Source organism: Amycolatopsis sp. NPDC050768 (assembly GCF_040654155.1).
In the GTDB taxonomy this organism is placed as follows: domain Bacteria; phylum Actinomycetota; class Actinomycetes; order Mycobacteriales; family Pseudonocardiaceae; genus Amycolatopsis.
In genome coordinates this window covers 134,518-157,239 of record NZ_JBFAHL010000015.1, presented here as the reverse complement: position 1 = coordinate 157,239, position 22,722 = coordinate 134,518, and the positions used below count along the sequence as shown (strand labels likewise).

At 70.4% G+C, this 22,722-nt stretch carries 24 protein-coding genes; 18 read left to right on the top strand and 6 right to left on the bottom strand.

Annotated elements, in window-relative coordinates:
• Positions 1-21: 21 nt before the first annotated feature.
• The 7 genes from AB0H62_RS36075 (at position 22) to folK (ending at position 6,631) form a co-directional block, all read left to right on the top strand.
• Positions 22-825 (top strand): ESX secretion-associated protein EspG, encoded by an 804-nt coding sequence (locus tag AB0H62_RS36075; RefSeq protein WP_360591066.1) that lies wholly within the window; start codon positions 22-24, stop codon positions 823-825.
• Positions 826-923: 98 nt separating this feature from the next.
• Positions 924-1,748, top strand: coding sequence for an ESX secretion-associated protein EspG (locus AB0H62_RS36070; RefSeq protein ID WP_360591064.1), 825 nt, complete (start codon positions 924-926; stop codon positions 1,746-1,748).
• A gap of 200 nt (positions 1,749-1,948) precedes the next feature.
• Positions 1,949-4,348 carry an ATP-dependent zinc metalloprotease FtsH gene (gene ftsH, locus AB0H62_RS36065; RefSeq protein WP_220244811.1) on the top strand — a complete coding sequence of 800 codons (2,400 nt, stop codon included), beginning with the start codon at positions 1,949-1,951 and terminating at the stop codon, positions 4,346-4,348.
• Positions 4,320-4,946 (top strand): GTP cyclohydrolase I FolE, encoded by a 627-nt coding sequence (folE, locus tag AB0H62_RS36060; protein WP_220244810.1) that lies wholly within the window; start codon positions 4,320-4,322, stop codon positions 4,944-4,946. The genes ftsH and folE overlap by 29 nt, the downstream gene beginning before the upstream one ends.
• 35 nt (positions 4,947-4,981) lie before the next feature.
• The gene (folP, locus tag AB0H62_RS36055; RefSeq protein ID WP_360591061.1) at positions 4,982-5,788 is read left to right on the top strand and encodes a dihydropteroate synthase; all 807 of its coding nucleotides are present in this window, start codon (positions 4,982-4,984) and stop codon (positions 5,786-5,788) included.
• On the top strand, positions 5,781-6,140 hold the full coding sequence (gene folB / locus AB0H62_RS36050) for a dihydroneopterin aldolase (RefSeq protein WP_220244809.1): 360 nt from the start codon (positions 5,781-5,783) through the stop codon (positions 6,138-6,140). The genes folP and folB overlap by 8 nt, the downstream gene beginning before the upstream one ends.
• Entirely contained in the window at positions 6,137-6,631 is a 495-nt protein-coding gene (gene folK / locus AB0H62_RS36045; protein ID WP_360591059.1) for a 2-amino-4-hydroxy-6-hydroxymethyldihydropteridine diphosphokinase, read from the top strand. The genes folB and folK overlap by 4 nt, the downstream gene beginning before the upstream one ends.
• A 61-nt stretch (positions 6,632-6,692) precedes the next feature.
• Here the strand turns inward: folK and AB0H62_RS36040 are convergent, their stop codons facing one another.
• The gene (locus tag AB0H62_RS36040; RefSeq protein WP_360591057.1) at positions 6,693-7,628 is read right to left on the bottom strand and encodes a MerR family transcriptional regulator; all 936 of its coding nucleotides are present in this window, start codon (positions 7,626-7,628) and stop codon (positions 6,693-6,695) included.
• 61 nt (positions 7,629-7,689) lie between these two features.
• On the opposite strand from AB0H62_RS36040, the gene AB0H62_RS36035 reads away from it, so the two are divergent.
• From AB0H62_RS36035 to AB0H62_RS36005, 7 genes are all read left to right on the top strand, one after another.
• Complete coding sequence (locus AB0H62_RS36035; protein ID WP_220244806.1) at positions 7,690-8,151, top strand: DUF3180 domain-containing protein; 462 nt, start codon at positions 7,690-7,692, stop codon at positions 8,149-8,151.
• A 69-nt stretch (positions 8,152-8,220) separates the two neighbouring features.
• Complete coding sequence (locus AB0H62_RS36030) at positions 8,221-10,011, top strand: DUF6779 domain-containing protein (protein WP_220244805.1); 1,791 nt, start codon at positions 8,221-8,223, stop codon at positions 10,009-10,011.
• A gap of 511 nt (positions 10,012-10,522) precedes the next feature.
• Positions 10,523-11,629 (top strand): PrsW family intramembrane metalloprotease, encoded by a 1,107-nt coding sequence (locus AB0H62_RS36025; RefSeq protein ID WP_220247206.1) that lies wholly within the window; start codon positions 10,523-10,525, stop codon positions 11,627-11,629.
• Positions 11,630-11,891: 262 nt separating this feature from the next.
• Positions 11,892-12,794 carry a DUF2520 domain-containing protein gene (locus AB0H62_RS36020; RefSeq protein ID WP_220244804.1) on the top strand — a complete coding sequence of 301 codons (903 nt, stop codon included), beginning with the start codon at positions 11,892-11,894 and terminating at the stop codon, positions 12,792-12,794.
• Positions 12,791-13,699, top strand: coding sequence for a pantoate--beta-alanine ligase (panC, locus tag AB0H62_RS36015; protein ID WP_220244803.1), 909 nt, complete (start codon positions 12,791-12,793; stop codon positions 13,697-13,699). Before AB0H62_RS36020 ends, panC begins: the two co-directional genes overlap by 4 nt.
• A gap of 12 nt (positions 13,700-13,711) precedes the next feature.
• Positions 13,712-14,206 carry an aspartate 1-decarboxylase gene (panD, locus tag AB0H62_RS36010; RefSeq protein ID WP_220244802.1) on the top strand — a complete coding sequence of 165 codons (495 nt, stop codon included), beginning with the start codon at positions 13,712-13,714 and terminating at the stop codon, positions 14,204-14,206.
• Between the two features lie 61 nt (positions 14,207-14,267).
• Positions 14,268-15,041 (top strand): type III pantothenate kinase, encoded by a 774-nt coding sequence (locus tag AB0H62_RS36005; RefSeq protein WP_220244801.1) that lies wholly within the window; start codon positions 14,268-14,270, stop codon positions 15,039-15,041.
• Here the strand turns inward: AB0H62_RS36005 and AB0H62_RS36000 are convergent.
• Positions 15,038-15,781: an NAD(P)H-binding protein gene (locus tag AB0H62_RS36000; RefSeq protein WP_360591053.1), complete on the bottom strand. Its 744-nt coding sequence runs from the start codon at positions 15,779-15,781 to the stop codon at positions 15,038-15,040. The two genes, AB0H62_RS36005 and AB0H62_RS36000, sit on opposite strands and share 4 nt — an antisense overlap.
• A gap of 80 nt (positions 15,782-15,861) precedes the next feature.
• Here AB0H62_RS36000 and AB0H62_RS35995 point away from each other — a divergent pair, with 80 nt between their 5' ends.
• Positions 15,862-16,722, top strand: coding sequence for a sigma-70 family RNA polymerase sigma factor (locus AB0H62_RS35995; protein WP_360591051.1), 861 nt, complete (start codon positions 15,862-15,864; stop codon positions 16,720-16,722).
• Here AB0H62_RS35995 and AB0H62_RS35990 read toward each other — a convergent pair.
• Together AB0H62_RS35990 and AB0H62_RS35985 are read right to left on the bottom strand one after the other, a co-directional pair.
• Positions 16,719-17,033, bottom strand: coding sequence for an SMR family transporter (locus tag AB0H62_RS35990; protein ID WP_220244798.1), 315 nt, complete (start codon positions 17,031-17,033; stop codon positions 16,719-16,721). The two genes, AB0H62_RS35995 and AB0H62_RS35990, sit on opposite strands and share 4 nt — an antisense overlap.
• Before the next feature lie 194 nt (positions 17,034-17,227).
• Positions 17,228-17,992 carry a class I SAM-dependent methyltransferase gene (locus AB0H62_RS35985; protein WP_255638514.1) on the bottom strand — a complete coding sequence of 255 codons (765 nt, stop codon included), beginning with the start codon at positions 17,990-17,992 and terminating at the stop codon, positions 17,228-17,230.
• Positions 17,993-18,086: 94 nt separating this feature from the next.
• Between AB0H62_RS35985 and lysS the strand changes: the two genes are divergently transcribed.
• Together lysS and AB0H62_RS35975 are read left to right on the top strand one after the other, a co-directional pair.
• A complete protein-coding gene (gene lysS / locus AB0H62_RS35980; protein WP_220244796.1) occupies positions 18,087-19,595 on the top strand; it encodes a lysine--tRNA ligase in 1,509 nt (502 codons plus the stop codon).
• Between the two features lie 151 nt (positions 19,596-19,746).
• Positions 19,747-20,100, top strand: a complete 354-nt coding sequence (locus tag AB0H62_RS35975; protein ID WP_220244795.1) for an Lsr2 family protein — start codon at positions 19,747-19,749, stop codon at positions 20,098-20,100.
• A gap of 129 nt (positions 20,101-20,229) precedes the next feature.
• Here AB0H62_RS35975 and AB0H62_RS35970 read toward each other — a convergent pair whose 3' ends face one another.
• Positions 20,230-21,045, bottom strand: coding sequence for a helix-turn-helix domain-containing protein (locus tag AB0H62_RS35970; RefSeq protein WP_360591048.1), 816 nt, complete (start codon positions 21,043-21,045; stop codon positions 20,230-20,232).
• 65 nt (positions 21,046-21,110) lie between these two features.
• On the opposite strand from AB0H62_RS35970, the gene AB0H62_RS35965 reads away from it, so the two are divergent.
• Positions 21,111-21,683, top strand: coding sequence for a TIGR03086 family metal-binding protein (locus AB0H62_RS35965; protein WP_360591046.1), 573 nt, complete (start codon positions 21,111-21,113; stop codon positions 21,681-21,683).
• 7 nt (positions 21,684-21,690) lie between these two features.
• Here AB0H62_RS35965 and AB0H62_RS35960 read toward each other — a convergent pair whose 3' ends face one another.
• Positions 21,691-22,515: a (2Fe-2S)-binding protein gene (locus AB0H62_RS35960; RefSeq protein WP_360591044.1), complete on the bottom strand. Its 825-nt coding sequence runs from the start codon at positions 22,513-22,515 to the stop codon at positions 21,691-21,693.
• Positions 22,516-22,722: the final 207 nt, after the last annotated feature.

The following is a 22,722-nucleotide window of genomic DNA, read 5'->3' as shown; positions in this document are numbered from 1 at the left end:
CGGGGTTTGGGGGTTTGGTCGATGCCGAACGCGGAGCTGCTCACCCCGCTCGAGGTGGACTTCCTGTGGGAGTCGGCCGCGCTGGGTGAGCTGCCCTACCCGCTGCGGATCCGTTCGCACGGCGCCACCGTCGATGAGCGCGACGCACTGCGAGCGCGCACGCTCGGTGGCCTGGTCCAGCGGGATCTCGCCGACGGCCGCGGCCGGCCCGCGCCGCACGTCGAGGAGTACTTCGGCATCCTCGCCGCGCCCGACACGAGCCTCGACACGGTGCAGCTGCTCGATCCCAACGCCGAACCGCTGCTGGCCGTCGCCGGCCTCGTCGGCGAGCAGGGCCTGCTGGCCGTGCAGGACCAGCGCGGCTTGCACCTGCAGCCGTGCCCGGCCGACGGCTTGGCCACCGCCATCGTCTCGCTCCTGCCGGGCGCCCCGCGCGGCACGGAGAAGTCGATCACGGTGCCGCTGGAGCAGCTCGTGGGCAGCTCCGGCGTCGACTTCATGCAGCGCCGTGGCAACCAGGTCGACGCCTCGGGCCGCGCGAGCGTGGACGAGGACCGCAAGGCACTGGCCCGCCTGCACGCCCAGCCCCGGCTGCGCGGCGGGCAGATCGGCGCCAACGCGCGCAACCGCCTCGGCGGGCGCAGCCGGTCGCCGGTGCTCAGCTGGTTCGACACCGAGACCGGCCGCTACTTCACGCAGGCCACCCGCGGTCGCGACGGCCGCGACTGGATCACCATCGCGCCGGCCGACGCCGCGACCCTGCGGCACCGCCTCGGCGAGATGGTGGCCGGCGCGGCGGGGCAGGAAAGCGCGGCGGCGTTCTGAGGAGCTGCTGGTAGTTCAGCACTTCAGGCCGTTCCTGCCCGGGGCACGCTCGCGCTACGCTGAGCAAGAGATCGATCCTGGAGGGTGAGCACCACCGCATGCACCAAGAGTTCTTCTCGCCGTTGGCGTTCGACTTCCTCTGGGAGTCCGCGGGACTCGGCGAGCTGCCCTACCCGCTGCGCGTGCGCTCGCACGGTGCCACGGAAGACGAACGCGTTTCGCTGCGGCACCGGGTCGACGTCGAGCTCAAGGCACGGGGCGTCCGTGACGCCCGAGGCCGCCTCGAACCGCCCGTGGACGAGTGGCTGAACCTGCTCGCCCGCGCGCCGATCACGCTCGACGCGCTGCACATCCCCGAGTTCCAGGCCCACCCCGTCGCGCTGCTCGCCGCGGGTGACGGGCGGGCCGCCGGCGTGGTGGCCATCCAGGACGCCGACGGCATCTGGCTGCGCGAGACCCCCGCCGACGGCCTGGTCTCCACGATCGTCGACCTGCTGCCCGGTGGCCGCCGCGGCAGCGAGGCATCCGTCACACTCCCGCTGGACGAGGCGTTGCACACACGCCCGATCCGCGTGCCCGTCGCGGCCGGCGGCCTCGGCGCGGCGGAGGAGACGGGGCGACGGGCGAAGCGCCAGTCGCTGAGCGAGCGCGCGACGGTCGACCCGCGCGAGACGTACGCGCTCATCTCCGGCCAGCCGCGGCTGCGCGGCGGTCAGCTGGCCGCGAACAGCCGTACCCAGCTCGGAGCCCGGCAGCGGTCCCGCGTGCTGGGCTGGTTCGACACCGCCACGGGCCGTTACCTCAGCCTGTCGCGAGCGGGATCCGACGGCCGCGAATGGGTGACGGTGGCGCCCGCGGACCCGATGACGCTGCGCACGCGACTCGGTGAGATGGTGGCTTCAGTGGCCGCCGACACACGCTAGGGTGACGCGAACCGGCACCATCCGGGAACCCTCGTGCTGTATCGCCCGTTGACCTGCGTGAGGCTCACAAGGGTCGATCGTCCGGACGGGCGGTACCCTGGTGGGACTGGCCCGGGCACCACGGGTTGTCAAGATCGTGATGGCGGGTATCACAGGAGCCGCCCAACCAGGGAGGGTCGAGGCCGCAAGGGCCGAGTCGTATGAACCGGAAGAGCGTGCTCAGGAACCCACTGCTGTGGATCGTCGCAGGGTTGCTGGCGTTGTTCGCCTACAACACGATCTTCGACAGCGATCGTGGCTACACCCAGGCTCCGATCTCCGTGGCGAACGCACAGATCAATGCGCACCACGTCAAGGAAGCCAGCATCGAGGACAAGGAACAGCAGGTCAAGCTGTCCTTGACTCAGAAGATCGACGTCAACGGCACCCAGACTGACCAGATCGTCGCGCAGTACCCGGCGAACGCGGCTCAGGAGATCTACAACGAGCTCAACTCCGCGACGCTCGACAAGCAGCCGATCAAGTTCGACACCAAGGTGACGCAGCAGAGCATCCTGACGCAGATCCTCATCTTCGCCATCCCGCTGGCCCTCGTGCTGGGCCTGCTCATGTGGATGATGAACAACGCGCAGGGCGGCGGCAATCGCGTCCTCAACTTCGGCAAGTCCAAGGCCAAGCAGCTGAACAAGGACATGCCGAAGACCACGTTCGGTGACGTGGCGGGCGCGGACGAAGCCGTCGAAGAGCTGTACGAGATCAAGGACTTCCTGCAGAACCCGGCGCGCTACCAGGCACTCGGAGCGAAGATCCCCAAGGGCGTGCTGCTCTACGGGCCGCCCGGTACCGGTAAGACGCTGCTCGCGCGAGCCGTCGCCGGTGAAGCGGGCGTGCCGTTCTACACGATCTCCGGTTCCGACTTCGTCGAGATGTTCGTCGGTGTGGGCGCGTCCCGTGTCCGCGACCTGTTCGAGCAGGCCAAGCAGAACGCGCCGTGCATCATCTTCGTCGACGAGATCGACGCGGTGGGCCGTCAGCGCGGTGCCGGCCTCGGCGGCGGGCACGACGAGCGCGAGCAGACGCTGAACCAGCTCCTCGTCGAGATGGACGGCTTCGACGCCCGCGGCGGCATCATCCTGATCGCGGCCACCAACCGGCCCGACATCCTCGACCCGGCGCTGCTGCGCCCGGGCCGGTTCGACCGCCAGATCCCCGTGTCGGCGCCGGACCTGCGCGGCCGCAAGGCGATCCTCGATGTGCACTCCAAGGGCAAGCCGATCGCGCAGGGCGTGGATCTGACCGGCCTCGCCAAGCGCACCGTCGGCATGTCGGGTGCGGACCTGGCCAACGTGCTGAACGAAGCCGCGTTGCTCACCGCCCGCAAGAACGGGCACGTGATCGGCGAAGTCGAGCTCGAAGAGTCGGTCGACCGTGTGGTCGGCGGGCCGGCGCGCAAGAGCCGGATCATCTCCGAGAAGGAGAAGAAGATCACGGCCTACCACGAGGGCGGGCACGCGCTCGCCGCGTGGGCGATGCCGGACATCGAGCCCGTGTACAAGCTCACGATCCTCCCGCGCGGGCGCACCGGCGGCCACGCCCTGCTCGTGCCGGAGGACGACAAGCAGCTGATGACCCGGTCGGAGATGATCGGCCGCCTGGTGTTCGCGATGGGTGGCCGCACGGCGGAGGAGCTCGTGTTCCACGAGCCCACCACCGGTGCCTCCTCCGACATCGAGCAGGCCACGAAGATCGCCCGCTCCATGGTCACCGAGTACGGCATGAGCGCGCGGCTCGGCGCCGTGAAGTACGGCCAGGAGCAGGGCGACCCGTTCCTGGGCCGCTCCGCGGGCCGGCAGGCCGACTACTCGCTCGAAGTGGCGCACGAGATCGACGAGGAGGTGCGCAAGCTCATCGAGACCGCGCACACCGAGGCGTGGCACGTGCTCAACACCTACCGCGACGTGCTCGACAACCTGGTGCTGGAGCTGCTCGAGAAGGAGACGCTGCAGCGCAAGGACCTCGAGCGGATCTTCGCGACCGTCGAGAAGCGCCCGCACATCACCGTCTTCAACGAGTTCGGTGAGCGCACCCCGTCGGACAAGCCGCCCATCAAGACCCCGGGCGAGCTGGCGATGGAGCGCGGCGAGCCGTGGCCCCCGCCGGAGAAGGAGAAGCCGGTCCTGCAGCCGGAGCCGACGCCTGTCGGCACCGCCGCGGGCGCGGGTGACCTCCCCGGTGGGCCGCCGTACGCACCGCCGACGCCGCCCGACCCGAACGCCAACCCGTACGCTCCGCCGCCCAACGGCGGCCGTCCGAACGGTGGGCCGAACGGCACGGGTCGCTGGCCCCAGTCGTATGGTGGTCAGCAGCCGGGCGGTCCGGCAGGCGGCTACTACCCGGGTGGCCCGAGCGGTACGCAGAGCGGTCCGCCCAACTACGGGGCGCCTCCGGGCTGGACCCCGGCGACATCCCCGGGCAGCCAGCCTTGGCGCCCAGCCGAAGACCGTCCGCGTGAGCAGGGCTGGTTCGCCGACGGCGCGAACGGCCAGCAGCCGGACGAGGGGCAGCAGCGGCGTGACGTGGACGGACCAGACAAGCACTAGCAACGACGGCCTCCGCCCGGTCCCGGTCTTCGACCAGGACCGGGCGGAGCGTGCTGTCCGGGAACTCCTGCTGGCCTGCGGCGAGAACCCCGACCGCGACGGCCTGCGTGACACGCCGGCCCGCGTGGCCCGCGCGTACCGCGAGATGTTCGGCGGGCTGTACACCGATCCAGACGAAGTGCTCGCGAAGACGTTCGATGAAGCGCACGAGGAGCTCGTGCTCGTCACTGACATCCCGATGTACTCGAACTGTGAACACCACCTGCTGCCGTTCCACGGCGTCGCCCACGTCGGGTACATCCCGAACGCCAACGGCAAGGTCACCGGGCTGTCCAAGCTCGCCCGGCTCGTCGATCTCTACGCGAAGCGGCCGCAGGTCCAGGAACGGCTGACGTCGCAGGTCGCCGACGCGCTGGATCGCAAGCTGGAGCCGCGCGGCGTCATCGTGGTGATGGAGGCCGAGCACCTCTGCATGTCGATGCGCGGCATCCGCAAGCCGGGTTCGCTGACGGTGACGTCGGCGGTGCGGGGGCTGATGCGGACGTCGGCGACGTCGCGCGCGGAGGCGATCGAGCTGATCAAGGGGCGGCGCCCGTGATCTCGGGCCTGCCCCGGCCCGGGCGGTGCGCCGTGATGGGCGTGCTGAATGTGACGCCCGATTCGTTCTCCGACGGCGGCCGCTACCTCGACCTCGACCAGGCGCTCGAGCACGCGCGCGACATGTGGGCGCGCGGCGCGGACCTGATCGACGTCGGTGGCGAGTCGACGCGGCCGGGGGCGTTGCGCGTGGACGCGGAGACCGAGGCCGCGCGGGTGCTGCCGGTGATCCGGCAGCTGGCGTCCGAAGGTGTCGCGCTGTCCGTGGACACGACGCGTGCTTCCGTCGCGGAGGCGGCCGTCGAGGCGGGGGCGCGGGTGATCAACGACGTGTCCGGCGGGCTCGCCGACGCGAACATGGGACGCGTCGCCGCGCAGTGCCGCGTGCCGTGGGTGCTGATGCACTGGCGGGGGCACAGCAAGGACATGACCAAGCTCGCGACGTACACCGACGTCGTGGCCGAGGTGCGCAGCGAGCTTCAGTCCAGAGTGGACGATGCGCTCGCCGCCGGCGTCGACGAAAGCGCGATCGTGCTCGACCCGGGGCTCGGGTTCGCGAAGCACGCCGAGCACGACTGGGCGCTGCTGCACGGCCTGGATTCAGTACTGTCACTGGGTTTCCCGGTGCTCGTCGGGGCTTCGCGCAAACGGTTCCTCGGGCGGCTGCTGGCCGAAAAGGACGGTGAGCCGCGGCCGCCGGACGGGCGCGAGAACGCCACCGCCGCGATTTCCGCCCTGGTCGCCGCGGCCGGGGCGTGGGGAGTGCGCGTGCACGAGGTGGGCGCGTCGCTCGACGCGGTCGCCGTCGCGGCCGCGTGGCGGAAGGGGCGGGCCGATGGCTGATCGCATCACGTTGACGGGGCTGCGGGTGTTCGGCCGCCACGGCGTGTTCGAGCACGAGAAGCGCGACGGGCAGGAGTTCGTCGTCGACGTCACCGCGTGGCTGGACCTCGGGCCGGCCGCCGCGTCCGACGACCTGACCAAGACGCTGCACTACGGCGAGCTCGCCGAGTTGGCCGCCGGGATCGTGGCGGGCGAGCCGTACGACCTCATCGAGAGCGTCGCGGGCAAGATCGCCGACGAGGTCATGCGCGACTCGCGGCTGAGCGCCGTCGAGGTCACGGTGCACAAGCCGGCGGCGCCGATCCCGCTGACGTTCGACGACGTCGCGGTCACCGTCCGGCGCGAGCGGTGAGCCGCGCCGTCCTCTCGCTCGGCTCCAACCTCGGCGACCGGCTGGCCTACCTGCGCATCGCGCTGGACACCGTCGGGCCGGCGCTGGTGTCCGTGTCGAGCGTGTACGAGACGAAGCCGTGGGGCGTCGAAGACCAGCCCGACTTCCTCAACGCCGTGTGCGTCGTCGACGACCCCGCGCACGACCACTGGGCCTGGCTCGCCACGGCCCAGGCCGCGGAACAGGCGGCCGGCCGCGTCCGCGAGCTGCGCTGGGGCCCGCGGACCCTCGACGTCGACGTGGTGACCGTCGACGCCGTGAAGTCCGACGACCCGCGCCTGCTCCTGCCGCACCCGGGTACGCCGGACCGCGCGAGCGTGCTGATCCCGTGGTTGGAAATCGAGCCGGATGCGGTGTTGCCGCTCCACGGTCCCGTCGCGGATCTCTTGCGGGCTCGGCCGGAGGACGACAAAGCGGGTGTCGTCCTTCGGCCGGACCTGCGGCTTCGGTGACTCGGCGCCGTTCGCCCGCCGTTCACCGATTCGGCGGTAACGCACTCACTCAGGTACGCACTCAGCTACGCAGCGTCGCCAGCATGAAGCCGACCTCGGGCTGGGCGCTCGGGATCGGCGGCCAGCCGTTGATGATCGCCAGTAGCTGCCAGTAACGCTCGGCCCGGGGATCGCCGCCGGAGGCGAACTTGTCGGCCAGGGCGCGGCGGAACGCGGGGTCCGCCGGGTCGTCGTCCGGGCCGGCCGAGGCGACGGCGATGGTTGTGGCCAAGGCGCGGCCCTCCGGTGAGTCCGCGCCCAGACCCGCGTCGAGGGCGGCGCGGGCGTCCGCGGACCAGGCGAACCAGTTGTCGCGCTGGGCTTGCGTGACCTCGGTCGACGCACCGGCGTCGCGGTCGGCCGCGTGGCGCTCGCTCATGCCGCGGATCAGGCGCCGGAACTCCGGGTCCTGCACGAGCTCGGCGAACTCCAGCCAGGCCTCCAGCTGCTCGGGCGACGGGTCGTCCGGCAGCTCGGGCTTGGCCGCGCCCATGCGGTCGTAGAACTCGGGGTCCACGGCGAGGCCCTCGGTCATCTCGGCCCAGAACTCGTCGACGAGACGCTTGCGCTCTTCGTCGGACATCTGTGCGAGGCGGTTCATCAGCTTCACTTCCTCCAGTTCGGAATCGCGTTTCGCCACCGCCCGCAGCACGGCCCGGCGCAGCCGGAGCCTGCGGATCTGCTCGTCGAGGGCCTCGACGTGGCGCACGGCCAATTCGCGCACCGACGACTCGCGCTCGAGGGCGCGAGCGACGTCGGCGAGGCCGAGCCCCAGCTCACGCAGCGTCCGCACCAGCTCCAGCCGTGCGAGCGCGTGCGCGTCGTACAGCCGGTAGCCGGCGTCGGTGCGCTCCGTGGGCGGGAGCAGGCCCTCGTCGGAGTAGAAGCGGATGGTCTTGACCGGCAGTCCCGTCCGCCGGGACAGCTCGCCGATCGTGAAGACCGCGGTGGCACCCACACGACGCATGGTGGAGTCTCCAGTCACTGGAGGGTCAAGGCTTCTCGGTACGGTAGACCACATGCACTTCACCCGGCCCCGTGAGCTGGTGGTGGCCGCGGTCCTCGGCCTTGTCCTGGTCTACGTCGTCTTTCAGCTCGCCTACGGTGATCTGCCCCGACTCCCGACGCTGGCAGGAGTCACGTTCGCAGTACTCGCTGTGATCGAGGCGATCATGGCCTACACGATCAGGTCGAGAATCAAGGCCGGACGGGTGACGGCCTCGATCGGCATCGCACGCTCAGTAGCGCTCGCGAAGGCGTCTTCGTTGGCCGGATCCTTCATGACAGGGGGTTGGCTGGCGGCGTTCGCGTATGTTTTTCCCCGACGTGACGAACTCGTCGCCAGCGTCTTCGACACCCGTGCCGCGGTGGTCGGTGCGGTGTGCTCCGCGATGCTCGTAGCTGCGGCTTTGTGGCTCGAGCACTCCTGCCGGACCCCTCCCGGCGACGAGCGCCAGGACAACCGTCCGACGACCGGTTAACGACCAGATCCTGCCGCTCGAAGTACCGACTAGGTCTCGTTCGGGTCACTAGAAGGTACGGTGTCTGTCATGACCGGCGTGGGTGACGACTCGCGCGGCCGCCTTCTGGGTAGGCCGTGGCTCGTCGTCGGATTCGTCCTCGCCATCGGAGCCACTCTCGCACTGGTGCTCAGCGACGACCTCCGGTTCCTCCGGTTGGGAATCGTCGCAGCCCTTTGGGCCGCCTTGATCGGCGCCTTCCTCGCCGTGAGGTATCGCAAGCACGCGGCGCACAGCGAGGACGCGGTCGCCGAGGCGCAGGCGGTATACGAACTGGAACTGGAACGCGAGATCGCGGCTCGGCGTGAGTACGAGCTGGAGATCGAAGCCGAGACGAGGGAGACCGCGGAGGTCAAGTCGCGCGAAGAGCTCGATGCGTTGCGCGCCGAAGTGTCGGCGCTGCGCGAGAGCCTGCAGTCGCTGTTCGGTGGCGAGGTGCTGCTGGAACGCGTCGCGCTCACCGCGCAGGCCACGCGCATGCGCTCGCTCAACGACGACCAGCGGCTCGTGTCGGCAGGCTCGGAGTCGAAGAACGGCAACGGCAAGAAGCCCGCGCAGCTGATGGCGCCGAAGAACCCTGTGGTCGAGGTCAGCAACGACCGGCCCACCGAGCTGATGGACCGCGTGCTCGACACCCCTGGCACCGACCGGCGGCGCAAGCCCGCCAACGGCTCGGGCCAGCCGGGTCAGCACGGTCCCGGTCAGGGCCAGGGGCCGAACGGCAAACCGCCCGCTGCGCTGAACACCCAGCGCACGCAGCAGCTCGCGCGGCCGAAGCAGAACCGGCCGAAGCCGGCTCCGCAGCCGTCGTCCCAACCCGAGCCCGAGTCGGCCGCCGCGCGCGCCGTGAAGGCCGCCGAGCTGCGCGCCGAAGCCGCGCGTCGCCAGGCGGCCGCGGCCGAGTCGCAGCCGACGCGCACCGTCGCGCCGGTCTCGAAGCCCGAGTCGCTCGAGGAAACGCGCCAGGTGCCGCGGGCCGAGGTTTCGCGCCCGGGCATGCGCCAGGTGGAGCCGCCCGTGTCGCGCGCTGAGGTGTCGCGGCCGGACTTGCGTCGCGTCGAGCCGCCGGTGTCGCGCGCCGAGGCGTCGCGACCGGACCTGCGACGTGTCGAACCCCCGGTCTCGCACGCCGAGGTGTCCCGGCCCGACCTGCCCCGCGTGAGCCGCCAGGACCAGCCGACCGGCGAGTCCACGGGCACGTGGAAGCCGGCGTGGGACGCGTCCGCCGACTTCGGCGAGCGCCGTCGCCCCTCCGGCGACACCCCGCCGAATCCCCGCGAAGCCACCGCTTCACGCACCGACCTCCCGCCCGTGGCGGAAACTCCGGAGCCGTCGCACGCGGAACCGGGCCAGCGCAAGCCTTCGCGCCTGGAGCAGTTCTCGCGTGCGGACCTGTCGCCCCTGGCCGACTCCGCGCCGTCGACGAGGCACGGGGCTCACTCGAACTCGGGCGACGAACCCGAGGAGCCGGTCAACCCGACCTTGCCGGAGTCGGTCCGCAGCAGCGCCGCCAAGATCTCCGGCGGTCGCCGCCGCCGCTCCGACGACGAGCCGGCCGAAACGCCCGGCAGCGGCCGTCGCCGTCGCCCGGACGGCGAGCGCCCCGCGTGGGAAGGCGTGGTCAACGAGCGGGCTTCGCAGAGCCGCCGCAACCTGCCCCCCGTGGAGGCCCCGGAGGACACCCCCTCCCGCGGCCGCCGCGCCGCCGACGCCGCTCCCGCGAGTGGCTCCCACACGGCGGGCCGGTCGGTCACGGAACTCCTGGCCGCCAATGGCGCTGCGGAATCAGCGCCGCGGCGTCGTCGTCGCGCAGAGGACTGAACGTCCCGGAAAGCCCCGGCTCAGCATGATTGGGCCGGGGCTTTTCGCTGTGTACCAGCCTTCCGCAGGCCTCACGCCGCCGCGCAGTCTTTGCTGACGAAACCTCGGTCGCGCAGCGCCGGGAAGCGCGGCGGCTGTGGCCGGAACCGGAGAGCGCGGTCGTCGGTTCGAGCCGGATTCGTCGCGGCGCGAGAAGCCAAACCTCGGCCGCGCAGTGGCTTCGAACCCGGGGAGCCGCTCGCAGCAGCCGTGGCCGGAGCCGGTGAACGCGGGTGCGGGCCGAGCCGGATTCGGTGCTCGTGGCCCCGTCGGCCGGAAACATCCGGCCGCCGCGAGATGAGCGGCGACACCCGCACAGCCGTTGCCCACCCAGGAAAAACCGCGGCCGCGAAGAGCCACAGCCAGCACCACACACCTCACCCCCGTATGGTGACCGCTCGTGAACGGAACCCTCCCCACCACGAAGGGCTCAGCGGCGAGACCCGGTGCTCGCCTTCCGCGTCGGGTCACGGTGTTGTTGCCCGTGGTCGGGTTGATCGTCGTGGCGTTGTGTGGCCTGTTCCTGTTCGGGCTGGCCACGGCGCGCGTCGGCGTGGGGGCGGTGTCCATCGGGGTGCTGGCGGCGCTCGTGCCGGTCGCGGTGGTGGTCGCGGGGTTCCTGTGGGTGGACCGGTGGGAGCCGGAGCCCGCGAAGTTGCTGTTGCTGGCTTTCGCGTGGGGCGCGTGCATCGCGACGATCACCGCGCTGGTCATCAACAGCGGCGCCGAGGCCGTGGGCGACATCCTGCTCGGCAGTGGCAACGGCTCCAAGGTGAGCGCGCTCGTCTCCGCTCCGCTGGTGGAAGAAGCGGCGAAGGACGCCTTCGTGCTGCTCATCTTCTGGCGCCGCAGCGCGGAGTTCGACGGGGTGGTCGACGGGATCGTCTACGCGGGCTTCTCGGCGGCCGGCTTCGCGTTCACCGAGAACATCTACTACTTCGGCCGCGCGTTCGCCGAGTACGGCTTCGGCAACGGCGCCAACGCCGGCGTGCTCGCCGCGTTCTTCCTGCGCGGGGTGCTGTCGCCGTTCACGCACCCGTTGTTCGCTGTGATGGCGGGCATCGGTTTCGGGGTGGCGGCACGCACGCGGCAGCGGTGGCTGCGGGTCGTCGCGCCGCTGACCGGGTACCTCGCGGGCGTCTGCCTCCACGCGCTGTGGAACAGCGCGGCCACGCTCGGCGGCTCGAAGGCGTTCCTCACCGTGTACTTCCTGATCATGGTGCCGCTGTTCATCGGCGTGGTCTACGTGATCGTGCTGCAACGGCGGCGCGAGCAACGCATCGTGGCGGCCGCGTTGCCGAAGATGGTGGCCGACCGGTGGATCGCGAAGTCCGAGGTCAGCCTGCTGGCGAGTCTCCCGGGGCGCCGCGCGTGGCGCAGACAGGCCAGACGCGAGTCCGGCAGAGCGGCGGCGCGGGCGGTCGGGGTGTACCAGGCGAGCGTTTCGGAGCTCGCGTTCCTGGGGCGCAACAGCATCCGCAGTGAAGAGGACCAGCAGCGTCAGGAAGAGCTGCTGCGCACCCTCAAAACTGCGCGGGCCGACGCCGTGCGCCTCGCCACCGCGGGCGAGCCGCGATGATCGTCATCCCCCTCGTGGGGTAGCTCGATCGAGCCGAAAAACCCGTGCTCAGCGGGGGTGCGGCAGCCCTCCGCCACGCAGATCCCCGAGGCGCGATTAAATTACCTCCGCGATTGAACGACCGGGTGAAGCTCGTCACCAGAGCTCCGCCATCCGGACGCGACGGGGCTACTCTCGCGCCGTCGTCTGGTACCCGCGACGGAAGAGCGGGACTGGAACGAGCCAAGGAGTTTCGAGCCATGAGCGTCCACAGGCGCACGCCATGAACCGACCGGCCCGCCTCGCGGTGGGCGTGGTCTCGGCCGGCCGGGTGGGCAGCGTCCTCGGCGCCGCACTGGCCAGGGCCGGGCACACGGTGGTCGCCGCCTCCGGCCTGTCGGCCGAGTCGCTGGCGCGGGCCGAACGCCTGCTGCCCGACGTCCCTCTGCTGCCGCCCGACGAGGTCGTCCGCCGCGCCGACCTGGTGCTGCTCGCGTTGCCCGACGACGCCCTCGAGGGCATGGTCCGGGGGCTCGTGGCGACGGAGTCGCTGCGGCCGGGCCAGATCGTCGTCCACACCTCCGGTGCCCACGGAGTCGACGTCCTGAAGCCCGCCGCGCAGGCCGGCGCGCTGGCGCTCGCGCTGCACCCCGTGCTCACGTTCACCGGCCGCGCCGAGGACCTCGAACGCCTCAGCACCGCCAGCATCGGCGTCACCGCGGCGCCCGACGACGAGGTGGCCTGGAACGTCGGCGAGGCGCTGGCTGTGGAGATGGGCACCGAGCCGGTGCGCATCCCCGAGGCCGCCCGCGCGCTCTACCACGCCGCGCTCTCGCACGGCGCCAACCACCTGATGACGCTCGTCGCCGACTGCACGGAGATGCTCCGTGAAGCCGGAATCGGGCATTCGGAACGACTCGTCGCACCACTGCTGTCGGCCGCATTGGATAATGTGCTGCGCCACGGCGACCGCGCCCTTACCGGCCCGGTGGCGCGTGGTGATCTCGGCACCGTCCGCAAGCACCTCACCGTGCTCTCGGACTCGGCGCCGGCGATCGCCCCGGCCTACCGGGCACTGGCCCGGCGCACGGCCGAGCGGTCCCGCGCCGCCGGCCTGCTCGACGCGGCGACCGCCGCCGAGCTGACCGACCTCCTCGACGACCCCGCCGAAGGGCAGACCCCGTGACCACACCGAAGTTCAAGCGCGCCACGCTCAACGCGTACCAGCCGCCCGAGCACATCAGCCAGGTGACGCGCGCGCTGCGCAGCGTCGGCCACAAGGTGGCGCTCGTGCCCACGATGGGCGCGTTGCACGCCGGCCACCGCGAGCTGATGCGCCGCGCGAAGCGCCTGCCGAACACAATCGTGGCCGCGTCGATCTTCGTGAACCCGCTGCAGTTCGGCGCGGGCGAGGATTTCGAGGCGTACCCGCGGCGCATGGAGGAGGACCTCGCGACGCTGGGCGAAGCCGGCGTCGAGCTGGCCTTCACGCCGAAGGCGAGCGACCTGTACACCGAGAACGCCATGGTCACCGTGCACCCCGGCCCGCTCGGCGACGAGCTGGAAGGCGCCGTGCGGCCCGGGCACTTCACCGGGGTGCTCACCGTCGTCGCGAAGCTGTTCAACCTGCTGCGCCCGGACTACGCGTTCTTCGGGGAGAAGGACTACCAGCAGCTGGTGCTGATCAAGAAGATGGTGGCCGACCTGAACATCGACACCCGCGTGATCGGGGTGCCGACGGTCCGCGAGCGCGACGGGCTCGCACTGTCTTCTCGCAACGCGTACCTCACGCCGGAGCAGCGGGAGGACGCCGTGGTGCTTTCCGCGGCGCTGACCGCGGGGGCGCACGTCGGCCGCGACGGGGCCGAAGCGGTGCTGGACCTGGCTCGCCGGACGCTCGCCGAGCGTCCGCAGGTGGAGGTGGACTACCTGGAGCTGAGGGGAACCGATCTCGGGCCGGCGCCCGTCGACGGTGAGGCACGGTTGTTGATCGCCGCCCGGGTGGGGAGCACCCGGCTGATCGACAACGTGGGAGTGCTGCTCGGACGGGCTGTGGACCATCCGAGTGTGGATCTGGACGCAGGGGAATAGGGAGAGTCCACGATGTACCGCACGATGCTGAAGTCGAAGATCCACCGGGCCACCGTGACGCAGGCGGATCTGCACTACGTGGGGTCCGTGACCGTAGACGAGGACCTGATGGAGGCCGCCGACCTCCTGCCGGGCGAACAGGTGTCCATTGTGGACGTCACGAACGGGGCCCGGCTCGAGACCTACGTGATCAAGGGCGAGCGGGGCAGCGGCGTGCTCGGCATCAACGGCGCCGCGGCGCACCTGGTGCACCCCGGTGACCTTGTCATCCTCATCTCCTACGGCCAGATGGACAGCGTGGAGGCGCTGAACTATGAGCCGCGGGTGATCTTCGTCGACGAGGACAACCAGATCGTCGAACGCGGAACCGACCCGGCCCACGCGCCGGAAGGGTCGGGGCTGCTGAGCGGCACCGTCACGCTGCCCGAGGAGGACACGATCGCCTTTCCCGTGGCCGAAACCGCGGACGCGCGCCGCCTCGACGCGTTGCTGCACGCGGAAAGCTAAGTCATTGCTGTGATCCACTGAGTCGGCGGCGAGACCGGGGCCGCAGTAAAGGAAGTCCGCGTTGCTGCTCACCGTCGACGTCGGCAACACCAACATCGTCCTCGGCCTGTACGAGGGGCAGCGGCTCGTCGGCGACTGGCGCATGCGCACCGACGCGCGCATGACCGCCGACGAGCTCGCGCTCACCATGCGCGGCTTGCTCGGCCCGAACGCTGACGCGATCACCGGCATCAGCGCACTGTCCACAGTGCCCGCCGTGCTGCGCGAATTGCGGGTGATGCTGGGGCGTTACTACTCGCGGCTGCCGAAGATCGTGGTGGAGCCCGGCGTGCGCACGGGCGTGCCGCTGCTGGTGGACAACCCCAAGGAGGTGGGCGCCGACCGGCTCGTGAACACCCTCGCCGCCCACCACCTGCACGCCACCGCGTGCGTGGTGGTCGACTTCGGCACGTCCACGAACGTCGACGCCATCTCCGCCAAGGGCGAGTTCCTCGGCGGCGCGTTCGCCCCCGGCATCGACATCTCCGTGGACGCGCTCGCCGCCCGCGCCGCCGCGTTGCGCAAGGTGGAGCTCGTGCCGCCGCGGTCGGTCATCGGCAAGAACACCGTGGAATGTCTGCAGTCCGGCATCCTCTACGGCTTCGCGGGCCAGGTCGACGGCCTCGTCAAACGCATCGTGCGTGAGCTGCGCAGCGAGGAAACCGAGCCGGTCGCGGTGATCGCGACCGGCGGCCTCGCGCCGTTGGTGATCGGCGAATCGGAGACGATCAAGGAACACGTCCCCGATTTGACGTTGCTGGGCTTGCGGTTGGTTTATGAACGCAACGTGCGCTAGATCTTCGCCAGGAATTCCTCCCACGAGCGGGTGCCGGTTTCCGCGTCGAGGTTGAGGTTGTCGCCCGCGCGGTAGGCGCGGCCGGCCTTGCCCGGCAGGCGGACAGGCAGCTTGGGGCGGCGCTTTCCGTTGGCCCGCAAGTAATCCTCGACGAGCTCGCGCATGGCGTAGACCTTCGGGCCCGCCAGGTCGGGGACGCGGCCGGCGGGCGCGGCGAGGGTCAGTTCGGCGAGGCGAGCCGCGACGTCGTGGGCGTCCACCGGCTGGAACCGCATGCCGCCCGGCACGGGGACGAGGGGCAGTTTCGCGGCGGCGCGCGCGGCGTCGAGGCAGAAGCCGTGGAACTGGGCGGCGCGCAAGATCGTCCACGACAGACCCGAGGCGATCACGGTCTTCTCCGCCTCGAACTTGCGCGTGAAGTAGCCCAGCGGCACGCGGTCCGCGGCGATCACCGAGATGAGCACGAAGTGGCCCACCCCCACGCGCTTGGCGGCTTTCACCAGGTTCGCGGTGGCCACGTCGTCGCCTTTGGGCCCGCCGGCCAGGTGCAGCACCACGTCCACGCCGTCGACCGCGGCTTCGAGGCCTTCGCCGCTGAGCAGGTCGCAGGCGAAGTACTCGATGCCGTCGGCGGGTTCGTGGGCGTGCCGGCTCAGGACGCGCAGCTTCGCGTCCCGCAGCAGCGGGGTGACGAGAGTGCCGAGCGTGCCGGTGCCGCCGGTGACGAGGATCGTGCTCATCGGGTTCCTCCGTTCCGGTCACGTGACCGGGATTGTCGGTGTCTACTTCGGTGAACCCGCGCGACGGAGGAATGTGACACGTGGACGAAAAGGCCTGGTTGGCGCAGCAGTTCGAGGAGAACCGCCCGCGGCTGCGTGGCGTCGCGTACCGCATGCTGGGCTCGCTGAGCGAGGCCGAGGACGCCGTGCAGGAAGCGTGGCTGCGGCTCGACGGCGTCGACTCGGCCGAGATCGAGAGCCTGCCCGCCTGGCTCACCACGGTCGTCTCGCGCCAGTGCCTCAACCAGCTGCGCACGCGCGAACGCCGGCGTGAGGACTCGCTCGACGCCCAGGTCTTCGAGCGAGGCGACGACTTCGACCTCGAGGCAGAAGCGCAGCTCGCCGACTCGGTGGGGCTCGCGTTGCTGGTCGTGCTCGACTCGCTGGGCCCGGCCGAGCGCATCGCGTTCGTGCTGCACGACATGTTCGCGGTGCCGTTCGAGAACATCGCCGTGATGCTCGATCGCACGCCCGCCGCCGTGCGCCAGCTGGCCAGCCGCGCCCGGCGCCGGGTCCGGGGCGAGCAGCCGGCTGCCGACGTCACTCGCAGCCGCCGGGCCGTCGAGGCCTATCTGGCGGCCGCGCGCGGCGGCGACTTCGAGGCGCTGCTGCAGCTGCTCGACCCCGACGTGGTGCTGCAGGCCGACGCCGCCGTTTCGGGAGCTCCGGCGCCCGTGGTGCTGCGCGGTGTCCGCAGCGTGAGCAAGGGCGCGCTGCTCGCTTCGGAACGCGCGCGGGGCACGCAGGTGGCGCTGGTCGACGGCTCTCCCGCGCTCGTGCTCGCGCCGCGCGGCCGCCTGGAGGTCGTGCTCACGTTCACCTTCGACGGCGACCGCATCACGGCCATCGACGTGATCGGCGACCCCGAGCGCCTCCGCGCGTTGGAGATTTCAGTTTTCTAGTGCAGCACCTTCAACCCCACGACCCCGGCGACGATCAGCACCAGGCACGCGATGCGGCCGATCGTCGCGGGGTCGTGGAGGGCGAAGATGCCGTAGACGGCGGTCCCCACGGCACCGATGCCGACCCACACCGCGTAACCGGTGCCGAGGGGAATGCTGCGCAGCGCGTACGCGAGACCACCCATGCTGGCGATGAGGGCGACGAGGAAGACCACCGTCGGCCACAGTTTCGTGAAGCCCTTGGTGGCCGACAGCGCGGCCGCCCAGACGGTCTCCAGGACGCCGGCGAAGACGAGAACAACCCAAGCCATGATCAGAACCTTTCGCAGTGATGAATTCACTGCGCCGTCTTGTCCTGACCGGGTACGACGCGGTGTCTTCGGCCCCGGCTCCGCCGGGGCGTGCGAGATCGCCTTTGAGCCGGCTCCTTCCCTCCCGACATGATCGGCCCCGGGGGGCCGACCACATCGGGACGGAAGAAACCGGCGCGATCTCGCGTCGTGGGTCAGCTCTTGCGGGCGCGGAACACCGTCGTCACCAGGGGGTAGTCGAACTCGCCCGCGCCCGCCTCCGGCACCGACAGCAGGTGTTCGCGCGCGGCCGCCAGCGCCGCGTCGCGTTCGGCCGGATCGGCGACGATCAGGTTCGAGTGCGTGCCGACGGTCGCGAGCAGCGAGTCGATCGTGCGGCGGTGCGTGTGCGGGAACTCGTGGTCCTCGAACGGCTCGAAGCCGGCTGCCGACAGGCGCTCGTTCTCGTCGCGGAACAGGCGGCTCACGCCCGTGCGCACGAGCCTCGAGAACTCGACCACCCACTCCACCGTCGCGTCGTCGTGGTTCCACAGCGCCACGACGACCCCTCCCGGGCGCAGCACGCGGCGGATTTCCGCGAACGCGGGCTCGAGATCGAACCAGTGCAGCGCCTGTCCGATGAACACCGCGTCGACGGACTCGTCGGCCAGCGGGATGTCCTCGGCCTTGCCCATGAGCGCCGTCGTGTCCGGCAGCAGCTTGGAAAGCTGGGCGAGCATGCCCTCGTCGGGCTCGACCGCGGTCACGGTGAGGCCGAGGTCGACCAGCCCCTGCGTGAGCTTTCCGGTGCCGGCGGCGAGGTCGAGCACGTCGCGCGCGTCGTGCGCGGCGCCGGCGAGCCCCCATTCCACGGCGGCCTGCGGGTAGTCGGGCCGGTGCTCGGCGTAGGCGGCGGCGTGGCCGCCGAACGACGAGGCGCGGCGGGCGTGGAGTTCCTGGTCATATGTGGGATCGGTCACGAGAACCGAGACTAATACGGGAAAAGGCAGCGCCGGTGCCTCGAAGGGTAATCCGGTTGGCGTCGCCGACCAGCGGGTTCGTACGCTATGGGCCATGACCGAATTCCCCGCGCCCGACGCGCTGCCCGAAGACGACCTGCCCGAACAGATGCGGGTGCGCCGGGACAAGCGCGACCGGATAATCGCGGAGGGTGTCGATCCTTACCCCGTTGAGGTTCCCCGCACTCACTCGCTCGCCGAGATCCGGGCCGCGCACACAGATCTCGCACCCGACACCGCCACTGGTCAGACGGTCGGCGTCACCGGCCGGGTGATGTTTCTGCGCAATACGGGCAAACTGTGTTTCGCCACTCTTCGTGAGGGCGACGGCACGGAACTGCAGGCGATGCTCAGCCTCGCGAAGGTCGGTGAGGGGTCGCTCGCGTCGTGGAAGAGCGATGTCGATCTCGGTGACCACGTATTCGTCGCCGGCGAGGTGATCACTTCCAAGCGCGGTGAGCTTTCCGTGATGGCCGACAAGTGGCAGCTCACATCGAAGGCTCTGCGGCCGCTGCCCAACACGCACTCCGACCTCGCCGAGGAAACGCGAATCCGGCAGCGTTATGTCGACTTGATTCTGCGCGATCGGGCCCGCGATGTGGTGCGCACTCGCGCCGGCGTGGTGCGTTCGCTGCGCGAGTCGTTCCACCGCCGCGGATTCACCGAGGTCGAGACGCCGATGCTGCAGACGCTGCACGGCGGCGCCGCGGCCAGGCCATTCGTCACGCATTCGAATGCGTTCGACCTCGAGCTGTACCTGCGCATCGCGCCGGAGCTCTACCTCAAGCGCTGCGTGGTCGGCGGGATCGAGAAGGTTTTCGAGATCAACCGCAACTTCCGCAACGAGGGCAGCGACTCCTCGCACTCGCCCGAGTTCGCGATGCTGGAGTACTACGAGGCCTACGCCACGTACGACACGAATGCCGTGATGACCCGCGAACTCATCCAGGAGGCCGCGGAGAACGTGCTGGGCACCCAGGTCGTCACCCTCGTCGACGGAACGGAGTACGACCTTTCCGGCGAATGGACGACACTCGGCATGTACGAGTCGCTGTCGGAGGCATTGGGTGAAGAAGTGTCACCCGAGACTCCCGCCGAGCGGTTGCACAAGATCGCCCAGGCGCGCGAGATCGAGGTGGACCCGAAGCTCACCCACGGCAAACTTGTCGAAGAACTGTGGGAACACCTCGTGGGCGACGATCTCACCGCGCCCACATTTGTGCGTGATTTTCCGCTCGAGACATCCCCTCTGACCAGGCAGCACCGCAGCCGGGCCGGGGTCGCGGAGAAGTGGGACCTCTACGTGCGCGGTTTCGAACTCGCCACGGGTTACTCCGAGCTGGTGGATCCGGTCGTGGAGCGGGAGCGCCTCACCGAACAGTCCCTCCTGGCGGCACAGGGTGATAGCGAGGCCATGCGTCTCGACGAGGATTTCCTTCGCGCCCTGGAGTACGGAATGCCGCCGAGCGGCGGTGTCGGAATGGGAGTCGACCGGCTGCTCATGGCTCTGACCGGTCTCGGTATCCGGGAGACGATCCTCTTCCCCCTCGTGCGGCCTGAATAACCCCACCCGACGGTAGGAACCGGCGGGGTTTATCTCAAACGAGATTTGCACGCCGGGGGATGAGCGGGTATTAATGTGAGTGACAAAGACTTCTGTCCCGGGGCTCGCCCCGTAACCAGATCATTCGCGTAAGCCCCGCAGGAGGAATCAGATGGCACAGAAGGTGCTCGTCTCCCTGGTCGATGACCTCGACGGCAGTGAGGCCGAAGAGACCGTCGAGTTCGGTTTGGACGGTGTGACCTACCAGATCGACCTCTCCTCGGAAAACGCCGAAGAGCTGCGCGACGCACTGGCCCAGTACGTGGAGCACGCCCGCCGCGCCGGCGGCCGCAAGCGTGCCGCGCTGCGCCCGATCGCTGGTGCGAAGGCCTCGGCCCGCCCGGCCACGGTCGACCGCGAGCAGAACCAGGCCATTCGCGCCTGGGCGCGCAAGAACGGTTTCGCGGTTTCCGACCGGGGCCGGATCCCGTCGGAGGTCGTGGAGGCCTACCACCAGAAGAACTGAGGGGCACAACGAGGAGGCGGCCGCCGGATTGATTCCGGCGGCCGTTTTGCTTGTCCGGTTTCTGTCCGGTCGGATTGACCCCGGGGCGTTCGGCGACTTCAGCGGCTTGTGTTCACCGCGGCGGAGTGTTCAAGAACGCTCGTTCTGCACCGGGACGGCTCGGCGAGCCGACCGGGCGAACTCGCCGGGCGAGGATCCGGTCACCGCCCGGAAATCGCGGGTGAAGTGAGGTTGATCGCTATAGCCGAGCCGGGCGGCGAGGTCCGTCAAATCGGGACTGTCGGCGTCGGCGAGGTTGCGCGCGGCGTCGTTCAGGCGGTATATCCGGATCGCCCACTTGGGCATGCAGCCGACGTGTTCCGCGAACAGCCGCTGAAGTGCACGTGCGGACAAGCCGGCGCTCGCGGCGAGTTGATCGACGCGCGTGATTTCCGGATCCCCCGCGATTGTTTCCACCGCCGCGGCGGCCGTCCGCGCGGCGGGTGGAAGAGCCGAGTGCTTTGCGATCAGCAAGTTGTCGACTGCAGCGATCATTTCCTGATCGCCACTCGCATTTCGCGCCGATTCGGCCGCTTCGGTGCCGCCGCGGCCGAAGACGTCCTCCAGCGGTACGGATCGGTCCGTGAGGATCCGCACGGGCGCGCCGAGGAATGGGCGGAAGCACCCCGGCCGGAACCGCACGCCGAGGCCGTGTGCGCGGCCCTCGAGCCGGTGCGTGAACAGGGTGTGGCCGGGGCCGTAGACGCCGCACGCGCCGGGGAAGAAGGTCACGTGCACCGCGATGTTGGGCAGCACGTGCTGGTCGTGGAAGCCGTCGAGGTCCCAGTGCAGCACCCAGTGGTAGTCGACGAACTCGGTGAGCGCGGGCGCCGGCGCGTGACGGGCGAGCGTGAACTTCGTGCGGGCCACGTGCTCGTCGACGATGCCGCGCGGGATCCGGCGCATGCGCTTCACGCTAGTGCGTCGCGTACGTTCAAGACGGCCGTCACCCGCCGTGCTTGGCTTCGCGGATGACCGACCACTCAGCCCTGCTGCGCCCGGCCGCGGCCGAGTTCCTGCGCGTGGCGGCCGCCGCGAAACCGCTCACGGCGCCCACCCCGTGCACCGGCTACGACGTGCGCGGCCTGCTCAACCACCTGCTCTACTGGGGTCCCTGGCTCGCCGCCGCCGGCCGGCGCGAGACGTACACGGCGTCCGGCACCGAAGCCGACGCCGCCCTCGTCGGCGAACACTGGCTCGCAACACTGGGGAAGCAGACCGAAGATCTCGTTGACGCCTTCGCGCCCGCAGCCGCGTGGGAAGGCCTGGTGACGCTCGGCTCGGCCACGATGCCCGCGGCCGTCGTCGGCGACATGGTGCTCGGCGAGTTCGTGATCCACGGCTGGGACCTCGCCCGCGCGGCCGGCACGCCGCTGAACTGCACCGACGAGGCCGCGGAAGCCGTGCGGGCGTCCGCCGTCGCCATGGGCGAGCAGGCACGGGCGATGGGCGTCTACGGCCCCGAGGTACCGGTTCCGGCCGAGGCTCCGGCGCTGAGCCGCGCGCTGGGCGCTTCGGGCCGCAACCCGGCCAGGCGTGTGTGACCTGCGCTTATCGCGAGCAGACGCGCGGGCATTCCTCGCACTCGGCCTCGCCCGGCAGCAGGTAGGAGAAGCAGCAGCTCTCCCGCCGCCGTTCCCAGGCGCGGTGCCCATCGGCGTCCACGGCCATGCGCAGGGTCGAGGCGGAGGTCAGCGGGCGGTACCGGTCGTCCAGCACCAACGCGGCGTCGGCGACACCGGCGCCTTCCGCGTCCGGCGTCCCGCCCTGACGGCCGGCCCACCACAGCGAGTTGTCCAGCGCGTCGGTGGCCGCGGCCCACAACATGCGGCGGCCCAGCCGGCTGCTCGGCGCGTACGCACGCACGAAGCGTGTGGCGTGCGCCACGAACTGGGCGCGCAGCACGCCGGCCAGCGCGCGTTCGTCGGCCACGACCGTCGCTTCCGGGCGAGCGGAGCCGGGGTCGGTGGGCAGGCAGTAGAAGCTGTCGCCCAGCACGGCCATGCCCTCGGGGTGCGGACGGTCGTCGCCGAGGCCGAAGGCGAGCTGCTCGGGTTTGAGTGACGGCACACGGCGTTCGTGGTGCAGCAGCAGCGCGCCGACGTACGCGGGCACGTGCAGGTACCACGACATGACGTAACTCGCGCCCGTGCGCTCGGGCGCGGCGCCGTGGTTGTGGAGAAGCCACTTTTCCAGCCGTTCACGCCATTCGGTGAAAAGCTCGGGGTGTTCGAGCAGCTCAGCGCAGTGGAACCACCCGGTCGGGACGTCTCGCCGCAGCTCACCGCGCTCCTGCAGCCCCCCGACCCGCAGGAGCGAACTGGCGAGGCCGTCTCCGACGTCGCTGGCATCCCTGGAAGACCGCTGCTGGTTCACCGCGGCCTCCTTACCGGCCGAACTGATTAGGCGTGCCTAACCTTACAGAGATTTCGCGGTTGCGCCAATCGGGTGCCCACCTGGTGGAAACGGCCAGCTCCCGGATGTGTTCGCGCTGAGCGGACAGGGGGGTGCGGGCGGAATCCGAACGCGGGGCCGTACGTTCGAGAAGAAGTAAAGGTGCAGGGCAACCGGATGTTGGATGGT